Origin of the sequence: Arthrobacter sp. AQ5-05 (assembly GCF_003287975.1) — a bacterium.
Classification (GTDB): domain Bacteria; phylum Actinomycetota; class Actinomycetes; order Actinomycetales; family Micrococcaceae; genus Paeniglutamicibacter.
The window spans coordinates 1-14273 of sequence record NZ_QMKQ01000011.1 but is presented as its reverse complement, the minus strand read 5'-3'; the positions used below and the strand labels follow the sequence as shown (position 1 = coordinate 14273).

The following is a 14273-nucleotide window of genomic DNA, read 5'->3' as shown; positions in this document are numbered from 1 at the left end:
AAGGCCATCGAACCCCACCATGAGCACTCCCATCCAAACGGACCGTGCAAGTCTCCAGGCAGCGGATGCAACGGACCCGTTGGCCTCGTTCAAGGATCGCTTCTTCCTCCCCGAGGGGTTGATCTACCTCGATGGAAACTCACTGGGTCCGCTGCCGCTTGGTGCCGCCGAACGTGCGGCCGAGGTCATCAACAACGAATGGGCCCACGGCCTGATCCGTTCCTGGAACACCGCCGGCTGGTTTGAAATGCCCAGCAGGCTGGGAGACAAGCTGGCCCGGATCATCGGCGGAAACGACGGCGAAACCGTCGTCACCGACACCACCAGCCTGAACCTGTTCAAGGCGCTGGCCTCGGCGGTGCGCATCCAGCAGCAGGATGCCCCGGAACGGCGCGTGATCCTGACCGAACGCGACAACTTCCCCACCGACATCTACATTGCCGAAGGGATCAGCGACTTCCTGAACTCGGTCAACGCCGAAACCAGCGGGCACTACGAAGTGCGCCTGATCGACGAGAACCTGACCCTGGAGCAGGCCCTGGACGACTCGGTGGCGGTGCTTGCCCTTTCCCACGTCAACTACCGCACCGGCGCCATGTGGGACATGGATGCGGTCACCGCCGCAGCACATGCGGCCGGTGCCCTGGTCATCTGGGACCTTGCCCATGCGGCAGGGGCCGTGCCGGTGGACCTCAACGGCGCCGACGCCGACTATGCCGTGGGCTGCACCTACAAGTACCTCAACGGCGGACCGGGCTCTCCGGCATTCATCTGGGTCAATGGGCGCCACCAGGGCCGATTCTGGCAACCGCTGACCGGGTGGTGGTCCCATGCGGCACCGTTCGAGATGGCCGACAGCTACACCGCTGCCAACGACGTGCGCCGTTTCTTGTGCGGCACCCAGCCCATCACTTCCATGGCCATGGTCGAGTGCGGGCTGGACGTGGCACTGGAGGCAGACATCGAGCTGGTGCGCGCCAAGTCCCTCGCGCTGGCCGACCTGTTCATCGCCCTGGTGCGCGAGCGCTGCGGCGGGTTCGGGCTCGAGCTGGTCACCTCCGAGATCCATGCCGAGCGCGGCAGCCACGTCAGCTTCCGCCACCCCGAGGGCTACGCGATCATCCAGGCGCTGACCGACCGCGGTGTCATCGGCGATTACCGTGAACCCGAGGTGCTGCGCTTTGGCCTCACACCGCTGTACCTTTCCTACACCGATATCTGGGATGCCGTGGAGATCCTGCGCGACGTCCTGGAGACCCGTTCCTGGGACGTGTCGGCCTACCGCACGCGCCACGCCGTGACCTAGAAGCATCGCCGGTGCCCGCCTTTTGGCCGGCGCCGCGGCCGTGATGTCCCGGTGCCCGGGGACCGCAGAGTCCCCGGTCGCCGGGACATTTGCGTGCGCTGCCCACTCCGGACGGTCCGTGGGTGAACGGTTCAGCGCATAGAATCTTCCACGATGCCCAACTCGAAAGGACCGATGTGGCGAAGCTGTATTTCCGTTATGGGGCAATGAATTCCGGCAAATCCACGGGATTGCTCCAGACCGCGTTCAATTACGAGGAGCGCGGGCAGCGGGTCCTGTTGGCGAAGCCGGGGGCCGACACCAAGGGCGACTCCCGCATCGTGTCCCGTCTGGGCATGAGCCGAGACGTGGATTTCCTGATCCCCCCGGCTGCGGACATCCGGGAACTCTTCGCCCGGCAGGCGGCGGGCGACGACCCCGACGCGTTGGTCCAGCACGTGGATGCCCCGCCGGTGGCGTGCCTGCTGGTTGACGAGGCCCAGTTCCTGACTCCGGAGCAGGTCGATGACCTGTTTCGCATAGCCATCCTGGACAACGTCCCGGTGCTTGCCTACGGGATCCGCTCGGACTTCCGCACCCACGCGTTTCCCGGATCGCGGCGCCTGCTGGAAATCGCGCACAGCCTTGAGGAGCTCAAGACCATTTGCCGCTGCGGCAGGAAAGCGGTGTTCAACACCCGGCGCATCGGCGCCCAGATCATCTTCGACGGCGACCAGGTGGCCATCGACGGGGACGAGGTTTGGTACGAGTCGCTGTGCGGCGCCTGCTACCTTGAGGCCTCGAACGGACGATTGGGCAGTTAAACGACTGCCGGGTGTTCCAGGGCCAGGCCCTGCAGGATCACCCGCACCCCGTAGTCAAAGGCCGACTCTTCCCACTCGGTTGACACCGTATCCGGCTCCGCCCCGGCCGAAAGCGCCACCGCTTCCTGATGGGAGGCAATCGACCCCAGCAAATGGTTGACCAGCACGTGGCGGGCGTAGGTCGCATCGCCCTGCGGGACACCTGCGATCTGCAGGAATTCCAACAACCAACCCATCGGGTCCAACGATTCCGGCCGCATGGACTGGGCCAGCTGCATGACCTCGGCAGAGTCCGGCACGGCGATCAACGCGCTGCGCAGCCGGCGCAGCAGCGCGGCGATCGACAAGGGTGCCAATGCCGGGGTCGGGGTCGTTGGCCGGGGCACCGCATCCAGGAGCTTGGCCGCGACGTCCACGAGCAGTTCCTGCTTGGACTTCACATGCCAGTACAGCGCCCCTACCTGGACATCGAGTTCCCGGGCCAGTCGACGCATGGACAGGTCGGCCAGGCCGAATTCGGAGAGAATGCCGACCGCGGCATCGATAAGTTGTTCACGCGTCAGGGCCATGGTCCAAGTCTAGGCGGCGCAGTGGGGAACTGTGCCCGGCAGAGCTGTGCCGCGCCTGTCGCCGGCCGTGCGCTCGGAACCATGATTCGCGTCCTGACTAGGCTCGTTATCCTTTTGGTTTCCTTGATGCCGGGACTCCTCGTGACAAGCTGGATCCTGGATGGATTCAACATCCAGGTGTCCGGGTTCGTTGTTGCCGTGCTGGTGTTCACCGTGGCGCAGTCGGTCATCACCCCGTTTGTCGCAACCATGGCCAAGCGCTACGCCTCCGTGTTCCTGGGTGGGGTGGGATTGCTTGCCACAGCACTGGCGCTCTTCACCGCCCAGCTCTTCCCCGGCGGCTTGCACATCACCGGGGTGAGCACCTGGGTGCTGGGTACGCTGCTGGTCCGGCTTGCCAGCGCGCCGGGGACGTTCCTGCTCCCGTTCTGGTGGCTGAGGGAAAAGCGCAACCAGCGCCAGGCAGCCAGGAAGGAATAGCCGCTTTTTGCTTCCACCGGGAATCTTTACACGCCATCCCCTCGACGCGAGGGGCAATGGCGGGGTTTGATGGGGGCATGAGTATGCAATTTCCGACACCAGAAGCAATGAACGAGTTTCAGCGGCTCACCCGTGCACTGCTCGGCGAGGGAGTGGTTGCTGGAAAGATGTTTGGCAAAGACGCCTTGAAGTACGAATCCAAGGCGATTGCCTGCCTGCTCGCGGACACCATGGGATTCAAGGTCGGGCGCGACAGCGAAGCCATGCGCACGGCCATGGCCTATCCCGGGGCGGCCCTTTTCGACCCCTCGGGGCAGGGGCGGCCCTTCCGCGACTGGGTGTCGGTTCCCGAAAGTTCGATTGCCCACTGGGAAACATTGGTGCGGGCCGCATTAACTGCGGCGATCGAGGCAGAGGACGAGCCCAAGGAAGCATAAATCCACCCATTGATCCTTCATCGGGTAAACTCGTGACGTAAGAGCCCCTTACTGTTCTTCCTGATCCTGCTTGGGCCAATCGAAGAGCGAGGGGCATTTCTGCGCCCGGCACCGCCGGGACCCGGCACCATGTGCCGGCCGCGCTGAATCGAGCAAGGGGGAGGATCCCATGCCAGCAATCGTGATCGTCGGAGCCCAGTGGGGCGACGAAGGCAAAGGCAAGGCCACAGACCTTTTGGGTGGCCAGGTCGACTATGTTGTGAAGCCAAACGGCGGCAACAACGCCGGCCATACAGTCGTCGTTGGCGGTGAAAAGTATGAGCTCAAGCTCCTTCCCGCCGGTATTCTTTCGCCAAATGCCATCCCGATCATCGGCAACGGCTGCGTCGTGAACCTCGAAGCGCTCTTTGAAGAGATCGACGGGCTCGAAGCCCGCGGTGCGGACACCTCGAAGCTGCGGGTCTCGGCCAACGCACACCTGGTCGCCCCGTACCACCAGACCATGGACAAGGTCACCGAACGCTTCCTGGGCAAGCGCGCCATCGGCACCACCGGGCGCGGCATCGGCCCGGCATACATGGACAAGATCGGCCGCCTCGGCATCCGGGTGCAGGACGTCTTCGACGAATCCATCCTGCGCCAGAAGGTCGAGGGTGCACTGCGCCAGAAGAACGAGCTGCTGGTCAAGGTCTACAACCGCCGCAACGTCGAGGTCGAGGAAATCGTCGAGTACTTCCTCTCCTACGCCGAGCGCCTGCGCCCATTGGTGATCGATGCGACCCTCGAGCTGAACAACGCCCTGGATGCCGGGAAGGTCGTGCTCATGGAGGGCGGCCAGGCCACGTTCCTGGACGTGGACCACGGCACCTACCCGTTCGTCACCTCGTCGAACCCGACCGCCGGCGGCGCGTCGGTGGGCTCGGGCATCGGCCCGACCCGCATCAGCCGATCGATCGGCATCATCAAGGCCTACACCACCCGCGTGGGTGCCGGCCCGTTCCCCACGGAGCTCTTTGACGAGATGGGCGAATACCTGCAGAAGACCGGCGGCGAATTCGGCGTGAACACCGGCCGCCCGCGCCGCTGCGGCTGGTACGACGCGGTCCTGGCCCGCCACGCCTCGCGCGTGAACGGCTTCACCGACTACTTCGTCACCAAGCTCGACGTGCTGTCCAACATCGAGAAGATCCCGGTGTGCGTGGCCTACGACGTGGACGGGGTGCGCCACGACGAAATGCCGATGACGCAGACCGATTTCCACCACGCCAAGCCGATCTTCGAGTACTTCGACGGCTGGACCGAGGACATCACCACGGCCCGCACCATGGAGGACCTTCCGGAGAATGCACGCAACTACGTGCTGGCCCTCGAGGCCATGAGCGGGACCCGCTTCTCCGCCATCGGCGTCGGACCGGATCGTGAGCAGACCATCGTCCGCCACGACCTGATCAACGACTAGGTTCCACACACAAGGGGGCGTGGTTCCCGCACCGGCAGGATGACCTCCAGCCGGTGCGGGAACCACGCCCTTGGCGTTTGCTCAGTGGTCCGTTGCGCGAACCAGCTGCGCGCGCCGGGCTGCGCGGCTGAGCTGCAACGAACCGACCCAGCCAATGGCCAGGCAGATGGCGGCGGCAACCATGGCCGCCTGGACGCCCGAGGTGAATGCCTCCGACATGGCCCCGGCGACCTGCGCGGCGTGTGGCCCGAAGGCCGCACCGGCGTTGCCGTGCTGGATGAGCGGGATCAGCCCACCGGCCGAATCGCTGAGCTTCCGCGCCCAGTCACCGGCGTCGAGGCCGGGCAGGGCAAGGGCCGCCAGATTGGTGGTGGCGGCATGCGTGGTGGCCACGGCCAGCACGCTGCCGGCAATGGCCGCGCCGAATCCGGCGCCCAGCTGCCGCACGGTGCTCTGGGTTGCCGAGCCCTGGCCCGAGGCCCCGGTGGGAATGTCGCGCAACACGGTGCTGGTCAGCTGGGCGGAGGCCAACCCCAGGCCCAGCCCGTAGAACACCAGGGAGCCCACCAGCGGCAGCAGCGGGGCCCCGGCCCCCAGCACGAACAGCAGGGCCGCCACACCGGTGATTTCCATGCCCAGCCCCAGCACCACCACGCGGTCTGCACCCAGGGCCTCGGCCAGACGGCGGGCCAATGCCCCGGAGAGGAATGCACCGGCGGCCATGCCGGCGAGGATGAGCCCTGCGCCCATGGGGTCGGTGCCCAGCACGTTGATCAGGTATAGCGGCAGCACCAACAACAGCCCGAACTCTCCCATGGCGACCATCGTGGCGGTGGCGTTGCCCCAGGAAAACGTTGGGTAGGTGAAGAGCGAGAGGTCCAGCAGCGTGCTTTTGCCCGTCCTGGCGCGGCGCAGCTCCCAGCCAATGAACGCGGCCAGGGATGCGAGGGCCGCGAGCCCCAGCAGCGGGATCAGCGAAACGGCCGCATCGGCCGGCCACTGCAGCGGCCCGAAGTCCACCTCCGAGCGCGGGATCCACCAGCCCCAGCTTGGACCCTCGATGAGCGCAAAGACCAGCAATCCGAACCCGACCGCGCTGAGCAGCACGCCCAGGAGGTCGGCACCGCGACCCCCGGCAGCGTTGGTCGTTTCCGGGACAAAACGCCAGATGCCCAGGATCACCAGAATGCCCAGGGGCAGGTTGACCCAGAAGATCCACCGCCAGTCCAGATAGGTGGTGAAGGCGCCGCCGGCCAATGGGCCGATGGCTGCGGCACCCGACATGACGGCGCCCCACAGGCCGAAGGCCGCAGCCCGTTCCTTGCCGCGGAAGAGCGAGTTCATGCTCGAAAGCGTGGACGGCAACACGGCGGCACCACCGATGCCCTGCAGCGCGCGCGAGGCGATCAGCGTGCCAGGTCCTGTGGCAAGAGCTGCCGAAAGACTGCCGAGCACGAAGAGCCCGACGCCCAGGGCCAGCAACCTGCGGCGTCCGATCCTGTCGCCGAGCCGGCCGGCGGTCATCAGCAGCGCCGCCAGCACCACGGCATAGAGGGAATTGACCCACTGGGCCTGGGTCAGATCCATGTCCAGGTCCTGGATCATGGCCGGCAGGGAGACCCCGACGATCGTGCCATCGAGCACAATCATGGCCAGGGCCCCGGCCAGCACCGCCAGCGTAAACCACTTATTGCCTTGTTTTCTCGTCACATTCCTCAGGCTATGGCGAAATCGGCGGTGACGGATCCACCGTATGGGCGATTGTCGTTACGCTGGATGGAAGCACTCAGCGACGAAGGGAATCGCCATGAAGGTCAGCGTTGGACAGTTCGCCCCCACCGGGTCCGTCAACGAGAACTTGAAGACCATGGGAAACCTGGTCGCCAAGGCGAAGGCCGAGGACTCCGAATTGGTGCTGTTCCCCGAGGAGGCCATGCTCGCCATATCCCAGGTGACCGGCCCGCTGAACGCGGCCATCGAAGGGAACTGGACCACGTTCGTCCAGCAGCTGTCCTTCCTGGCGGCAGAACATGGCATCGCCATCGTGGCCGGCGGGTACGAGCAAAGCGGCGACGACCGCCCGTACAACACCCTGGTGGTGCTGGGGGCCGACGGCTCGATCCTGGGCACTTACCGCAAGATCCACCTCTACGATGCCTTCTCCTACCAGGAATCCAGGTCCATCAAGGCCGGGGATGTGGGACAGGTTCCCATCTTTGACATCGGCGGCCTGAAGGTCGGCGTGCTGACCTGTTACGACCTGCGTTTCCCGGAGGTTGCCCGCCGGTTGGCCACCGAGGGGGCCGAGCTCTTGCTCGTGCCCGCCGCCTGGTTCAAGGGCGAGCACAAGATCGAGCACTGGGAAACCCTGTTGCGGGCCCGTGCCATCGAGAACACGGTGTGGGTCGCCGCGGCAGGAACCAGTTCCAGCCACACCATTGGCCATTCCGCGATCCTGGACCCGATGGGTGTCCCGATCGAGTACCTGGGCGAGGACTCCGAGGGCCTGGTGACCACCGATGTCACCCGCCGCCGCATCGACGAGGTGCGCGAGTTCCTGCCGGTGCTGGCCAACCGGCGACTGTAGCACCACCTTGCCGGTAGCCGGCGCGGGAAGCCCGACGGGCGTCCCGCGCCGGCTCCCTTTTTGCCGTCGTGGGCGCCCGGTGCTGCGCCCCGGCCGCGGCGCGTGCCGGGCCCGGGCGAACGTCACATTTTCGGCATGTACGCACCCGGGTTCCGCCCATTACTATTGGTGCTCGAAGTATCTCCGAACAGGCAGGAAAAGGCAGTGGGCAACAGCAACTCGCAAATGAATGAAGCGATCATCGAGGAATGGGCCGAGGCGACGGCGCAGGCCTACAACGACTCCTTGTCGGGCCTGGACCTGGCCCGGGTTCCCCAGGCAGTGCGGGCGTTCATCGACCTGTATGGGCAGAGCAAGGACTTGACCTTCAACGCCGAGTACTCACCTGTCGACTACTTCGAGGAGCACCCCGCATCGGCCATCGGCACCATTCTTGACACTCCGGAGGCCCTGGAGCTGCTCGAGGACGAAGAGGAAGAGGCGCTCGAGGACATCCTCGGCTTTGCCGAGGCCTGGGCCGAATTCGATTCGAACCAGCAGCCGGACCTGGGGATTTCCGAGGCCGACGACGACGAAGACGCCGACTGGTAGGCCGGAACGCCTGGCGCCTCGAAGCCGGGGCCTTGGTGCCGGTATTCGTGTGGACCGCCGCGTGCCCTGCCCGGTCCGCCTGGACGGGCAGGGTGCGCAGGGGCCGGTTCGCCACGGCCAGGACGGTGGCGAACACGCAGATCCCCGCGCAGCATGCCAGCAGGCCCGACCAGCCCCACGCCGGATAGCCGAATCCTGCAATCAACGGTGCCAGCGGAACCGCTGCCATGCCCAGCAAGGCCGAGCCGGTGTCGGAACCCAGCCACAACAGGTACTGCCGGTCGCGCCACAGGGGGAGGGGGCGTTGCTGCGCGATGTTCTCCAGGCAGCCCGATCGCACCACGATGACCACGCCCATGCTCAAGGCCATGGCCAACCCGCTGCGCCGCCGAATCCTGGCCGAGCTTTCCGCCGTGGAGGCCGCCCGCGCCACAGACCTGGCCGTGCGCCTGGGCGTGCCGGCCAATTCGCTGAGCTTCCACCTGCGGGTGCTGGCCGAGGCCCGCATCATCGAGGACGCCCCCGAACTGGCCCGGGACAAGCGGGACAGGGTCTGGCGCGCGGTGCCCGGCGGGCTGAGCGTGGGCTCGCCGGGCCGGCCAAGCCGGAGCGACGACGCCCTGGCGCTGCAGGCCTACCTGGGGCAGGAGGCCGAAGACCAAATCAGGCAACTGCGGGCCGTGGTCGACTGGGGCACCAAATACGCCAACGGCTCCGAGCCCGAGGCCCGGGCCCTGCTGGACATCTCGAGCCTGATGCTCAATGCCGGGGAAGTCGAAGAGCTTGAGCAGGGCGTCCTGGAACTGCTGCGCCGGACCAAGGGACGGAGCATTGCCGCGGCAGGAGACGGCACCGAGCGCAAGCTGTGGAATTTCTCGATGGTCATGGCCCGCGAGGACCTGCCGGGTCTGCGCCAACGGCCGGTGTTCCTTCCATGAACGAAGGGCCCGGGTCCAGAACCAGATGGTTTCGGACCCGGACCCTTCGTGCCGGTTGCCTTGCTAGGCGAGCAGCTGGCGCTTGGAGGAGATGACGCCGGTGTTGAACCCGGCCAGGCGCAGCCCGCCGTGGAAGCGGGCGTGCTCGATCTTCACGCAGCGGTCCATGACCACGTCCAAGCCGTTGGCCTCGGCCTTCGCCGCGACCTCCTCGTGCCAGGAGCCCAGCTGCAGCCACAGGGTCTTGGCGCCCACAGCGATCGACTCGTCCAGCACGCCGGGCAAATCGTCGTGCTTGCGGAAGACCTCGACCAAATCCGGGGTCTCGGGCAGGTCCGCCAGGGACTTGTAGACCGGCTGGCCAAGGATCTCATCGAGCACCGGGTTTACGAAGTAGACCTTGTACTTGGAGGAGGACAGCAGGTAGGTGGCCACGAAGTAGCTGGCGCGCGAGGGTTTGTTGGAGGCGCCAACGATCGCGATCGACTTGGTGTTGCGCAGGATCTCCAGGCGCTCGGCCGCGTTCGGGCCGACCCAGTTGCGGGTCTCGAGTGCGTTGCCCATTACTTGGCTCCCGTCACGGCGGCCGCGCGGGCGGCGTCGATGGAGCAGGCCGCCCCGTCGTAGGTTTCCTCGGCCGAAGCATTGGACACCTGCTGCGAGGCGGTCAGTGCCTGGTCAAGGTCCCAGAGGATGTCCTCGAGGTCCTCGAGGCCCACCGAGAAGCGGATCAGGTCCTCGGGAACACCCGCGGCAGCCAGCTGCTCGGTGCTCAGCTGCTGGTGCGTGGTGGAGGCCGGGTGCAGCACCAGGGTGCGCACATCCCCGATGTTGGCCAGGTGGCTGGCCAGCTGCAGCGCCTCGATGAAGGCGGTGCCGGCGGCGCGGCCGCCCTTGACGCCGAAGCTGAACACCGAGCCGACGCCCAGGGGCAGCAGCTCCTTGGCGCGCTCGAAGTGCGGGTGGGAGGGCAAGCCGGCAAAGTTCACGTAGGAGATGCGCGGGTCGTTATCCAGCCATTGAGCCACGGCCTTGGCATTGGAAAGGTGCGAGTCCATGCGCTGGGGCAGGGTCTCGACGCCCTGCAGCAACTGGAACGCGGACTGCGCCGGAAGTGCCGGCCCGATGTCGCGCAACTGCTCGGAACGCAGCTTGGTCAGGAAACCGTACTCGCCGAAGTTGTCCCACCAGGAGACGTTGCCGTAGGAGGCCACCGGTTCGGTCATGGTCGGGAACTTGCCGTTGCCCCAGTTGAAGGTTCCGGCCTCCACCACGACGCCGCCCAGGGTGGTGCCGTGCCCACCGAGGAACTTGGTGGCCGAGTGGATCACGATGTCCGCGCCGTGCTCGATCGGGCGCAGCAGGTATGGCGGGGTCAACGTCGAGTCGACCACCAGTGGCAGGCCCGCCGCGTGGGCGACCTCGGCCAGGCCCTTGAGGTCGGCGATGTCGCCCGAGGGGTTGGCGACGACCTCGGTGTAGATCGCCTTGGTGTTCTCCCGGATTGCCGCGGCGAATTCCGCCGGATCAGTGGAGTCGATGAAGGTGGTCTCGACGCCGAAGCGGCGCAGGGTCACGTCAAGCTGCGTGATGGTGCCGCCATAGAGTTTCGAGGAGGCCACGATGTGGTCCCCGGCGCCGGCCAGCGCGGCGAAGGTGATGAACTCGGCTGCCATGCCCGAGCCGGTGGCCACCGCGCCGATGCCGCCCTCGAGGGACGCGATGCGCTCCTCGAATGCCGCAACCGTTGGGTTGCCGATGCGCGAGTAGATGTTGCCGTACTTTTGCAGCGCAAACAGGTTCGCGGCGTCGTCGGAGTCCTTGAAGACAAACGAGGTGGTCTGGTAGATCGGCACGGCACGCGAGCCGTGCTCGGCGTCCGGGGTGCCGCCGGCGTGCAGTGCGCGCGTGCGGAATCCAAATTGATGTTCGGCCATGATCGGTGGCTGACTCCTTGCATGTGCGGGCGCGGCATTCCACTGCCAGTGGATGCCATGCCCTGAGGGGGTGGGACTGTGTTGCGTGGTTTTCCCGGGGTCAATGCAGGGTCGATGCCGTGGCGGGGGCCCGGCACTCCCAAAGATTGCTTGCGCGCTCTCCATCGTTTCTGGCGGTAGCACCTGGTCCACCGGAGTGTGGAAGGTTGCTGCGGCGTCACTGAACCAGATCTCTCGGCCGCTCGGGATGGTGGTCTGCCATCCATTGTGGCAAGAAAACCGCCCGCGGCCAAAGAATGTGAGCTTAGGTTGCGGGCGCAGGGAGGCAAATCGAAGATCCTGCATCCGGATCTACCGGTAAACCGCGCCCGGTAGGCTTGGGGCATGAGTGCAACATTGGTTTTGGTTCGGCACGGTGAGACCGCCTGGAACGCCGAGGGCCGCCTCCAGGGGCAAACGGATATTCCGCTCAACGACCTGGGCCGCGAACAGGCCCACGTCGTGGGCCAGGAACTCGGCTCCGGGTCCTGGGACGTGCTGGTCTCCTCGTCGCTCGAACGTGCCGTCGAGACCGCGGAGCTGATCGGGCAGAACCTGGGTCTCGCGCTGACCGAAAAGCTCGATGGCCTGCAGGAACGCAACTACGGGCAGGCCGAGGGCGAGTTGGTCCGCCACCTGCCGCGCGAGAGGATCGACCAGCTGCTGCAATCGGCCGAACCCGAGGACGCGGTGGCAACCCGCGGCCTGGCAGTGCTGCACGAACTGATCCAGCGCCACGAGGGCCGGAACATCATCGCGGTGGCCCACGGAACACTGATCCGCCTGGCCCTCGACACCATCAGCGGCGGACCCAGCCGCCCCATCATGCGCAACGGCGAAGTCGTGCACGTCGACGTGCACAAGCTGTGCGAGCATTTCCGCGAGGCCGTGCACTAGAAAAGACCGCTCCGGCGGGCGCACCATGTGTGCATGAACGGAACGTTTTTTGGGGAACCCGAATACTATGCGCGCTTTGCGCGTGCCTATGACACGATGGTCGGCTCAAGGCTGTACAACCAGGTGTTCTGGGGTGCAGATCCCCGGCAATACACCGCCTTTGCGGCCCGGGCAATCGGCTCGGGAACCGGCCCGATGCTGGAGGTGGCCGTCGGCACGGCGCAGGCCACTGCGGCCCTTCACGTGGCCAGCGCCCGGAGAACGACGCTGGTGGACATGAGTGCGCCGATGCTCAAGCTGGCCGGGCACGCCATTGCCGAGGCGGCCGGCGGGGCCCTGCCGGAGCGGATCACCCTGGAATGCCGGGACATGCTTGAACCGCCTCAGGACCGGCGCTACGAGACGATCCTGGGGCTGGGGCTGTTGCACCTGGTCCCGGACGTCGCGGCCACCGTCGGTGCGTTGGGTCGGCAGCTGGAGGATCACGGCAAATTGTTCCTGGCCTCGCTGGTCAAGGGCCCGAGACGGTCCAACGCCTACCTGGGCCTGTTGAAGGCGCACGGCGACATCGCGGTGGCGCGCACGGCTGCCGAGCTCTTTGACGAGGTGCGGGAGGCCGGGCTTGGACAGGTCGCCGTGACACGCCGCGGGGCCATGGGCTATGTGGAGATTTCGCTCTAGTACTACAGTCGCGTTTGCAGGGTGTGGCTGCGGGCCCTGTAGTGGCATAGCTGTGCCCGGTGCTGGTGCTTTCGGCGCCAGAGCGAGCAGCGGATGACGTGGCGGGGGTCCGGTTGCCGGTGCCAGGCGATGCGGGTGATGAGGTGCCTGATTTCGGGCAGGGAGAGCCTTACCAGCTGTCCGGAACCCGGGTGTGGGCCCCCTTTTTTGAGCGGATGACGCTCAGGAAGGCGTGGGCGAACATGGACAGGGTGATGTGCCGGTACCAGCCGGTGTATTGGCGGACCTGGTAGTGGTCGAGTCCGGTTTCGCCCTTCGAGGTCTGGAAGGTTTCCTCGATGGCCCAGCGGGCCCCGGCGACCCGGGCCAACTCGATCAGCGTGGTGTTTTCCGGCGCGTGGCAGATGAAGTAGGCCAGGTCGGCGGGGTCCTTCAGGGAGCGGCGGGCCAGCAGCCAGTGCTCGCCGGTCTCGGCGGGCCCGTTGATGCGGATCCGCGACCAGGCGTAGAGGCGTTCGCCCTTGGTGCCGGTGCCGGCGGTGCCGGTGCCGGCGGTGCGGGTGCGCCAGGCGCGCCCGTCCAGGGCGGCGAAGAGCTGATCCGCGCGCCCCTCGACGCCGAGGGTGCCGGGGGCCGGGACGATGGCGCGCTGGTTCATGGGCACCGCCATGACGTAGTGCATGCCGCGGGCCTCCAGCCGGCGGCGCAGCCCGGAATGCTGCCCGTAGACCGCGTCCCCGGTGGTCCATGCGGCCTCGATCCCGGCGTCCAGGGCGCGCTCGATCATCTCGGCGGCCAGCACCGGCTTGGTGGCCATCTCCCGGGATGCGGGGATGCCGGCGCGCCTGCAGCGCTCCGGGTCATCCATCCAGGCCTTGGGCAGGTAGAGCTCCCGGTCCAGGAACGTGCGGCCGGCCGGTGAGGCGTAGGTGAGGAACACGCCGATCTGGCAGTTTTCCACCCTCCCGGCGGTGCCCGAGTACTGGCGGGCGACCCCGGCCGAGGCGGTGCCCTTTTTCAGGAAGCCGGTCTCGTCGATGGCCAGGATCCCCTCTGGGTCGCCCAGGTGCTTTTTCACGTACCCGAACAGGGCGTCGCGCACCGCCTCGGGGTCCCAGTCGGTGGTCGAGAGCAGCCGCTGCATCCCGTCCGGGGTGCCGTGCCCGGCGCGCTCGGACAGGGTCCAGGAGTTCTTCCGTTCTTCGTCCGAGAGCAGCCCGCGGATGTAGTTGACCGCGTTGTTCCGCGGCTCGGTGCGGGCGAACTCGCCGCCGATCAACTCCCGGATTTCCTCGAGGCCCTCGGCCCATTCCTGTATTTCTGCCACCCAAATATCATCGCTCACCCGTCAGGATTAACAGGATTCGGGGCCAAAATCCGTTTAAACCGCCGATGGCCCCGAAAATAACCGCGACTGTAGTACTAGGGCGTGTCTCCTTATGCTGATTCCACGATTGCAGCGCTCCAGATGAGCACTGCATGCAGCACGACCGCGGAGCGGTAGGTCAACGCGAGCTTGTCGTAGCGCGTGGCCAGTGACCTCCATTGC

At 66.4% G+C, this 14273-nt stretch carries 15 protein-coding genes and 1 riboswitch; of the genes, 10 read left to right on the top strand and 5 right to left on the bottom strand.

Translation table 11 applies throughout. The features are described 5' to 3' along the window. Positions 1-19: 19 nt before the first annotated feature. Both kynU and DQ353_RS11085 read left to right on the top strand, forming a co-directional pair. Positions 20-1306 (top strand): kynureninase, encoded by a 1287-nt coding sequence (gene kynU / locus DQ353_RS11090; protein WP_113762821.1) that lies wholly within the window; start codon positions 20-22, stop codon positions 1304-1306. Positions 1307-1482: 176 nt separating this feature from the next. Continuing rightward, positions 1483-2109, top strand: coding sequence for a thymidine kinase (locus DQ353_RS11085; RefSeq protein WP_113762820.1), 627 nt, complete (start codon positions 1483-1485; stop codon positions 2107-2109). On the opposite strand, the gene DQ353_RS11080 is transcribed toward DQ353_RS11085, so the two are convergent. Beyond that, entirely contained in the window at positions 2106-2678 is a 573-nt protein-coding gene (locus DQ353_RS11080) for a TetR family transcriptional regulator (RefSeq protein ID WP_113762819.1), read from the bottom strand. The genes DQ353_RS11085 and DQ353_RS11080 overlap by 4 nt on opposite strands. Positions 2679-2819: 141 nt before the next feature. Here DQ353_RS11080 and DQ353_RS11075 point away from each other — a divergent pair, with 141 nt between their 5' ends. From DQ353_RS11075 to DQ353_RS11065, 3 genes are all read left to right on the top strand, one after another. Then, complete coding sequence (locus DQ353_RS11075; protein ID WP_353616690.1) at positions 2820-3158, top strand: hypothetical protein; 339 nt, start codon at positions 2820-2822, stop codon at positions 3156-3158. 107 nt (positions 3159-3265) lie between these two features. Beyond that, a complete protein-coding gene (locus tag DQ353_RS11070; RefSeq protein ID WP_113762817.1) occupies positions 3266-3595 on the top strand; it encodes a hypothetical protein in 330 nt (109 codons plus the stop codon). A 169-nt stretch (positions 3596-3764) separates the two neighbouring features. Next, positions 3765-5054: an adenylosuccinate synthase gene (locus DQ353_RS11065; RefSeq protein WP_113762816.1), complete on the top strand. Its 1290-nt coding sequence runs from the start codon at positions 3765-3767 to the stop codon at positions 5052-5054. Positions 5055-5135: 81 nt separating this feature from the next. Here DQ353_RS11065 and DQ353_RS11060 read toward each other — a convergent pair whose 3' ends face one another. Further along, positions 5136-6764, bottom strand: coding sequence for an MFS transporter (locus DQ353_RS11060; RefSeq protein WP_353616689.1), 1629 nt, complete (start codon positions 6762-6764; stop codon positions 5136-5138). A 97-nt stretch (positions 6765-6861) separates the two neighbouring features. On the opposite strand from DQ353_RS11060, the gene DQ353_RS11055 reads away from it, so the two are divergent. The 3 genes from DQ353_RS11055 to DQ353_RS11045 all read left to right on the top strand — a co-directional run bounded on the left by DQ353_RS11055 (position 6862) and on the right by DQ353_RS11045 (position 9170). Further along, positions 6862-7641, top strand: coding sequence for a carbon-nitrogen hydrolase family protein (locus tag DQ353_RS11055; protein WP_113762815.1), 780 nt, complete (start codon positions 6862-6864; stop codon positions 7639-7641). A 135-nt stretch (positions 7642-7776) separates the two neighbouring features. After that, on the top strand, positions 7777-8232 hold the full coding sequence (locus DQ353_RS11050) for a hypothetical protein (RefSeq protein WP_181578345.1): 456 nt from the start codon (positions 7777-7779) through the stop codon (positions 8230-8232). A gap of 314 nt (positions 8233-8546) precedes the next feature. After that, positions 8547-9170, top strand: a complete 624-nt coding sequence (locus DQ353_RS11045) for an ArsR/SmtB family transcription factor (protein WP_181578344.1) — start codon at positions 8547-8549, stop codon at positions 9168-9170. Positions 9171-9233: 63 nt separating this feature from the next. Here DQ353_RS11045 and DQ353_RS11040 read toward each other — a convergent pair whose 3' ends face one another. Both DQ353_RS11040 and DQ353_RS11035 read right to left on the bottom strand, forming a co-directional pair. Next, complete coding sequence (locus DQ353_RS11040; RefSeq protein WP_113762812.1) at positions 9234-9734, bottom strand: CoA-binding protein; 501 nt, start codon at positions 9732-9734, stop codon at positions 9234-9236. Beyond that, a complete protein-coding gene (locus DQ353_RS11035; RefSeq protein WP_113762811.1) occupies positions 9734-11107 on the bottom strand; it encodes an O-acetylhomoserine aminocarboxypropyltransferase/cysteine synthase family protein in 1374 nt (457 codons plus the stop codon). The genes DQ353_RS11040 and DQ353_RS11035 overlap by 1 nt, the downstream gene beginning before the upstream one ends. A gap of 158 nt (positions 11108-11265) precedes the next feature. After that, a riboswitch (SAM riboswitch) is annotated at positions 11266-11361 on the bottom strand. A gap of 130 nt (positions 11362-11491) precedes the next feature. Between DQ353_RS11035 and DQ353_RS11030 the strand changes: the two genes are divergently transcribed. Further along, on the top strand, positions 11492-12043 hold the full coding sequence (locus tag DQ353_RS11030; RefSeq protein ID WP_113762810.1) for a histidine phosphatase family protein: 552 nt from the start codon (positions 11492-11494) through the stop codon (positions 12041-12043). A gap of 33 nt (positions 12044-12076) precedes the next feature. Next, positions 12077-12724, top strand: a complete 648-nt coding sequence (locus tag DQ353_RS11025; protein ID WP_113762809.1) for a methyltransferase domain-containing protein — start codon at positions 12077-12079, stop codon at positions 12722-12724. Between the two features lie 169 nt (positions 12725-12893). Here the strand turns inward: DQ353_RS11025 and DQ353_RS11020 are convergent, their stop codons facing one another. Next, complete coding sequence (locus tag DQ353_RS11020) at positions 12894-14051, bottom strand: IS701 family transposase (RefSeq protein WP_502696394.1); 1158 nt, start codon at positions 14049-14051, stop codon at positions 12894-12896. Between the last annotated feature and the right edge of the window lie 222 nt (positions 14052-14273).

Bases quoted from the DNA above. Each gene is read 5' to 3' on its own strand.
- kynU (WP_113762821.1), top strand. From the start codon at position 20: ATGAGCACTCCCATCCAAACGGACCGTGCAAGTCTCCAGGCAGCGGAT.
- DQ353_RS11080 (WP_113762819.1), bottom strand. From the start codon at position 2,678: ATGGCCCTGACGCGTGAACAACTTATCGATGCCGCGGTCGGCATTCTC.
- DQ353_RS11070 (WP_113762817.1), top strand. From the start codon at position 3,266: ATGAACGAGTTTCAGCGGCTCACCCGTGCACTGCTCGGCGAGGGAGTG.
- DQ353_RS11065 (WP_113762816.1), top strand. From the start codon at position 3,765: ATGCCAGCAATCGTGATCGTCGGAGCCCAGTGGGGCGACGAAGGCAAA.
- DQ353_RS11055 (WP_113762815.1), top strand. From the start codon at position 6,862: ATGAAGGTCAGCGTTGGACAGTTCGCCCCCACCGGGTCCGTCAACGAG.
- DQ353_RS11050 (WP_181578345.1), top strand. From the start codon at position 7,777: ATGTACGCACCCGGGTTCCGCCCATTACTATTGGTGCTCGAAGTATCT.
- DQ353_RS11045 (WP_181578344.1), top strand. From the start codon at position 8,547: ATGTTCTCCAGGCAGCCCGATCGCACCACGATGACCACGCCCATGCTC.
- DQ353_RS11040 (WP_113762812.1), bottom strand. From the start codon at position 9,734: ATGGGCAACGCACTCGAGACCCGCAACTGGGTCGGCCCGAACGCGGCC.
- DQ353_RS11035 (WP_113762811.1), bottom strand. From the start codon at position 11,107: ATGGCCGAACATCAATTTGGATTCCGCACGCGCGCACTGCACGCCGGC.
- DQ353_RS11030 (WP_113762810.1), top strand. From the start codon at position 11,492: ATGAGTGCAACATTGGTTTTGGTTCGGCACGGTGAGACCGCCTGGAAC.
- DQ353_RS11025 (WP_113762809.1), top strand. From the start codon at position 12,077: ATGAACGGAACGTTTTTTGGGGAACCCGAATACTATGCGCGCTTTGCG.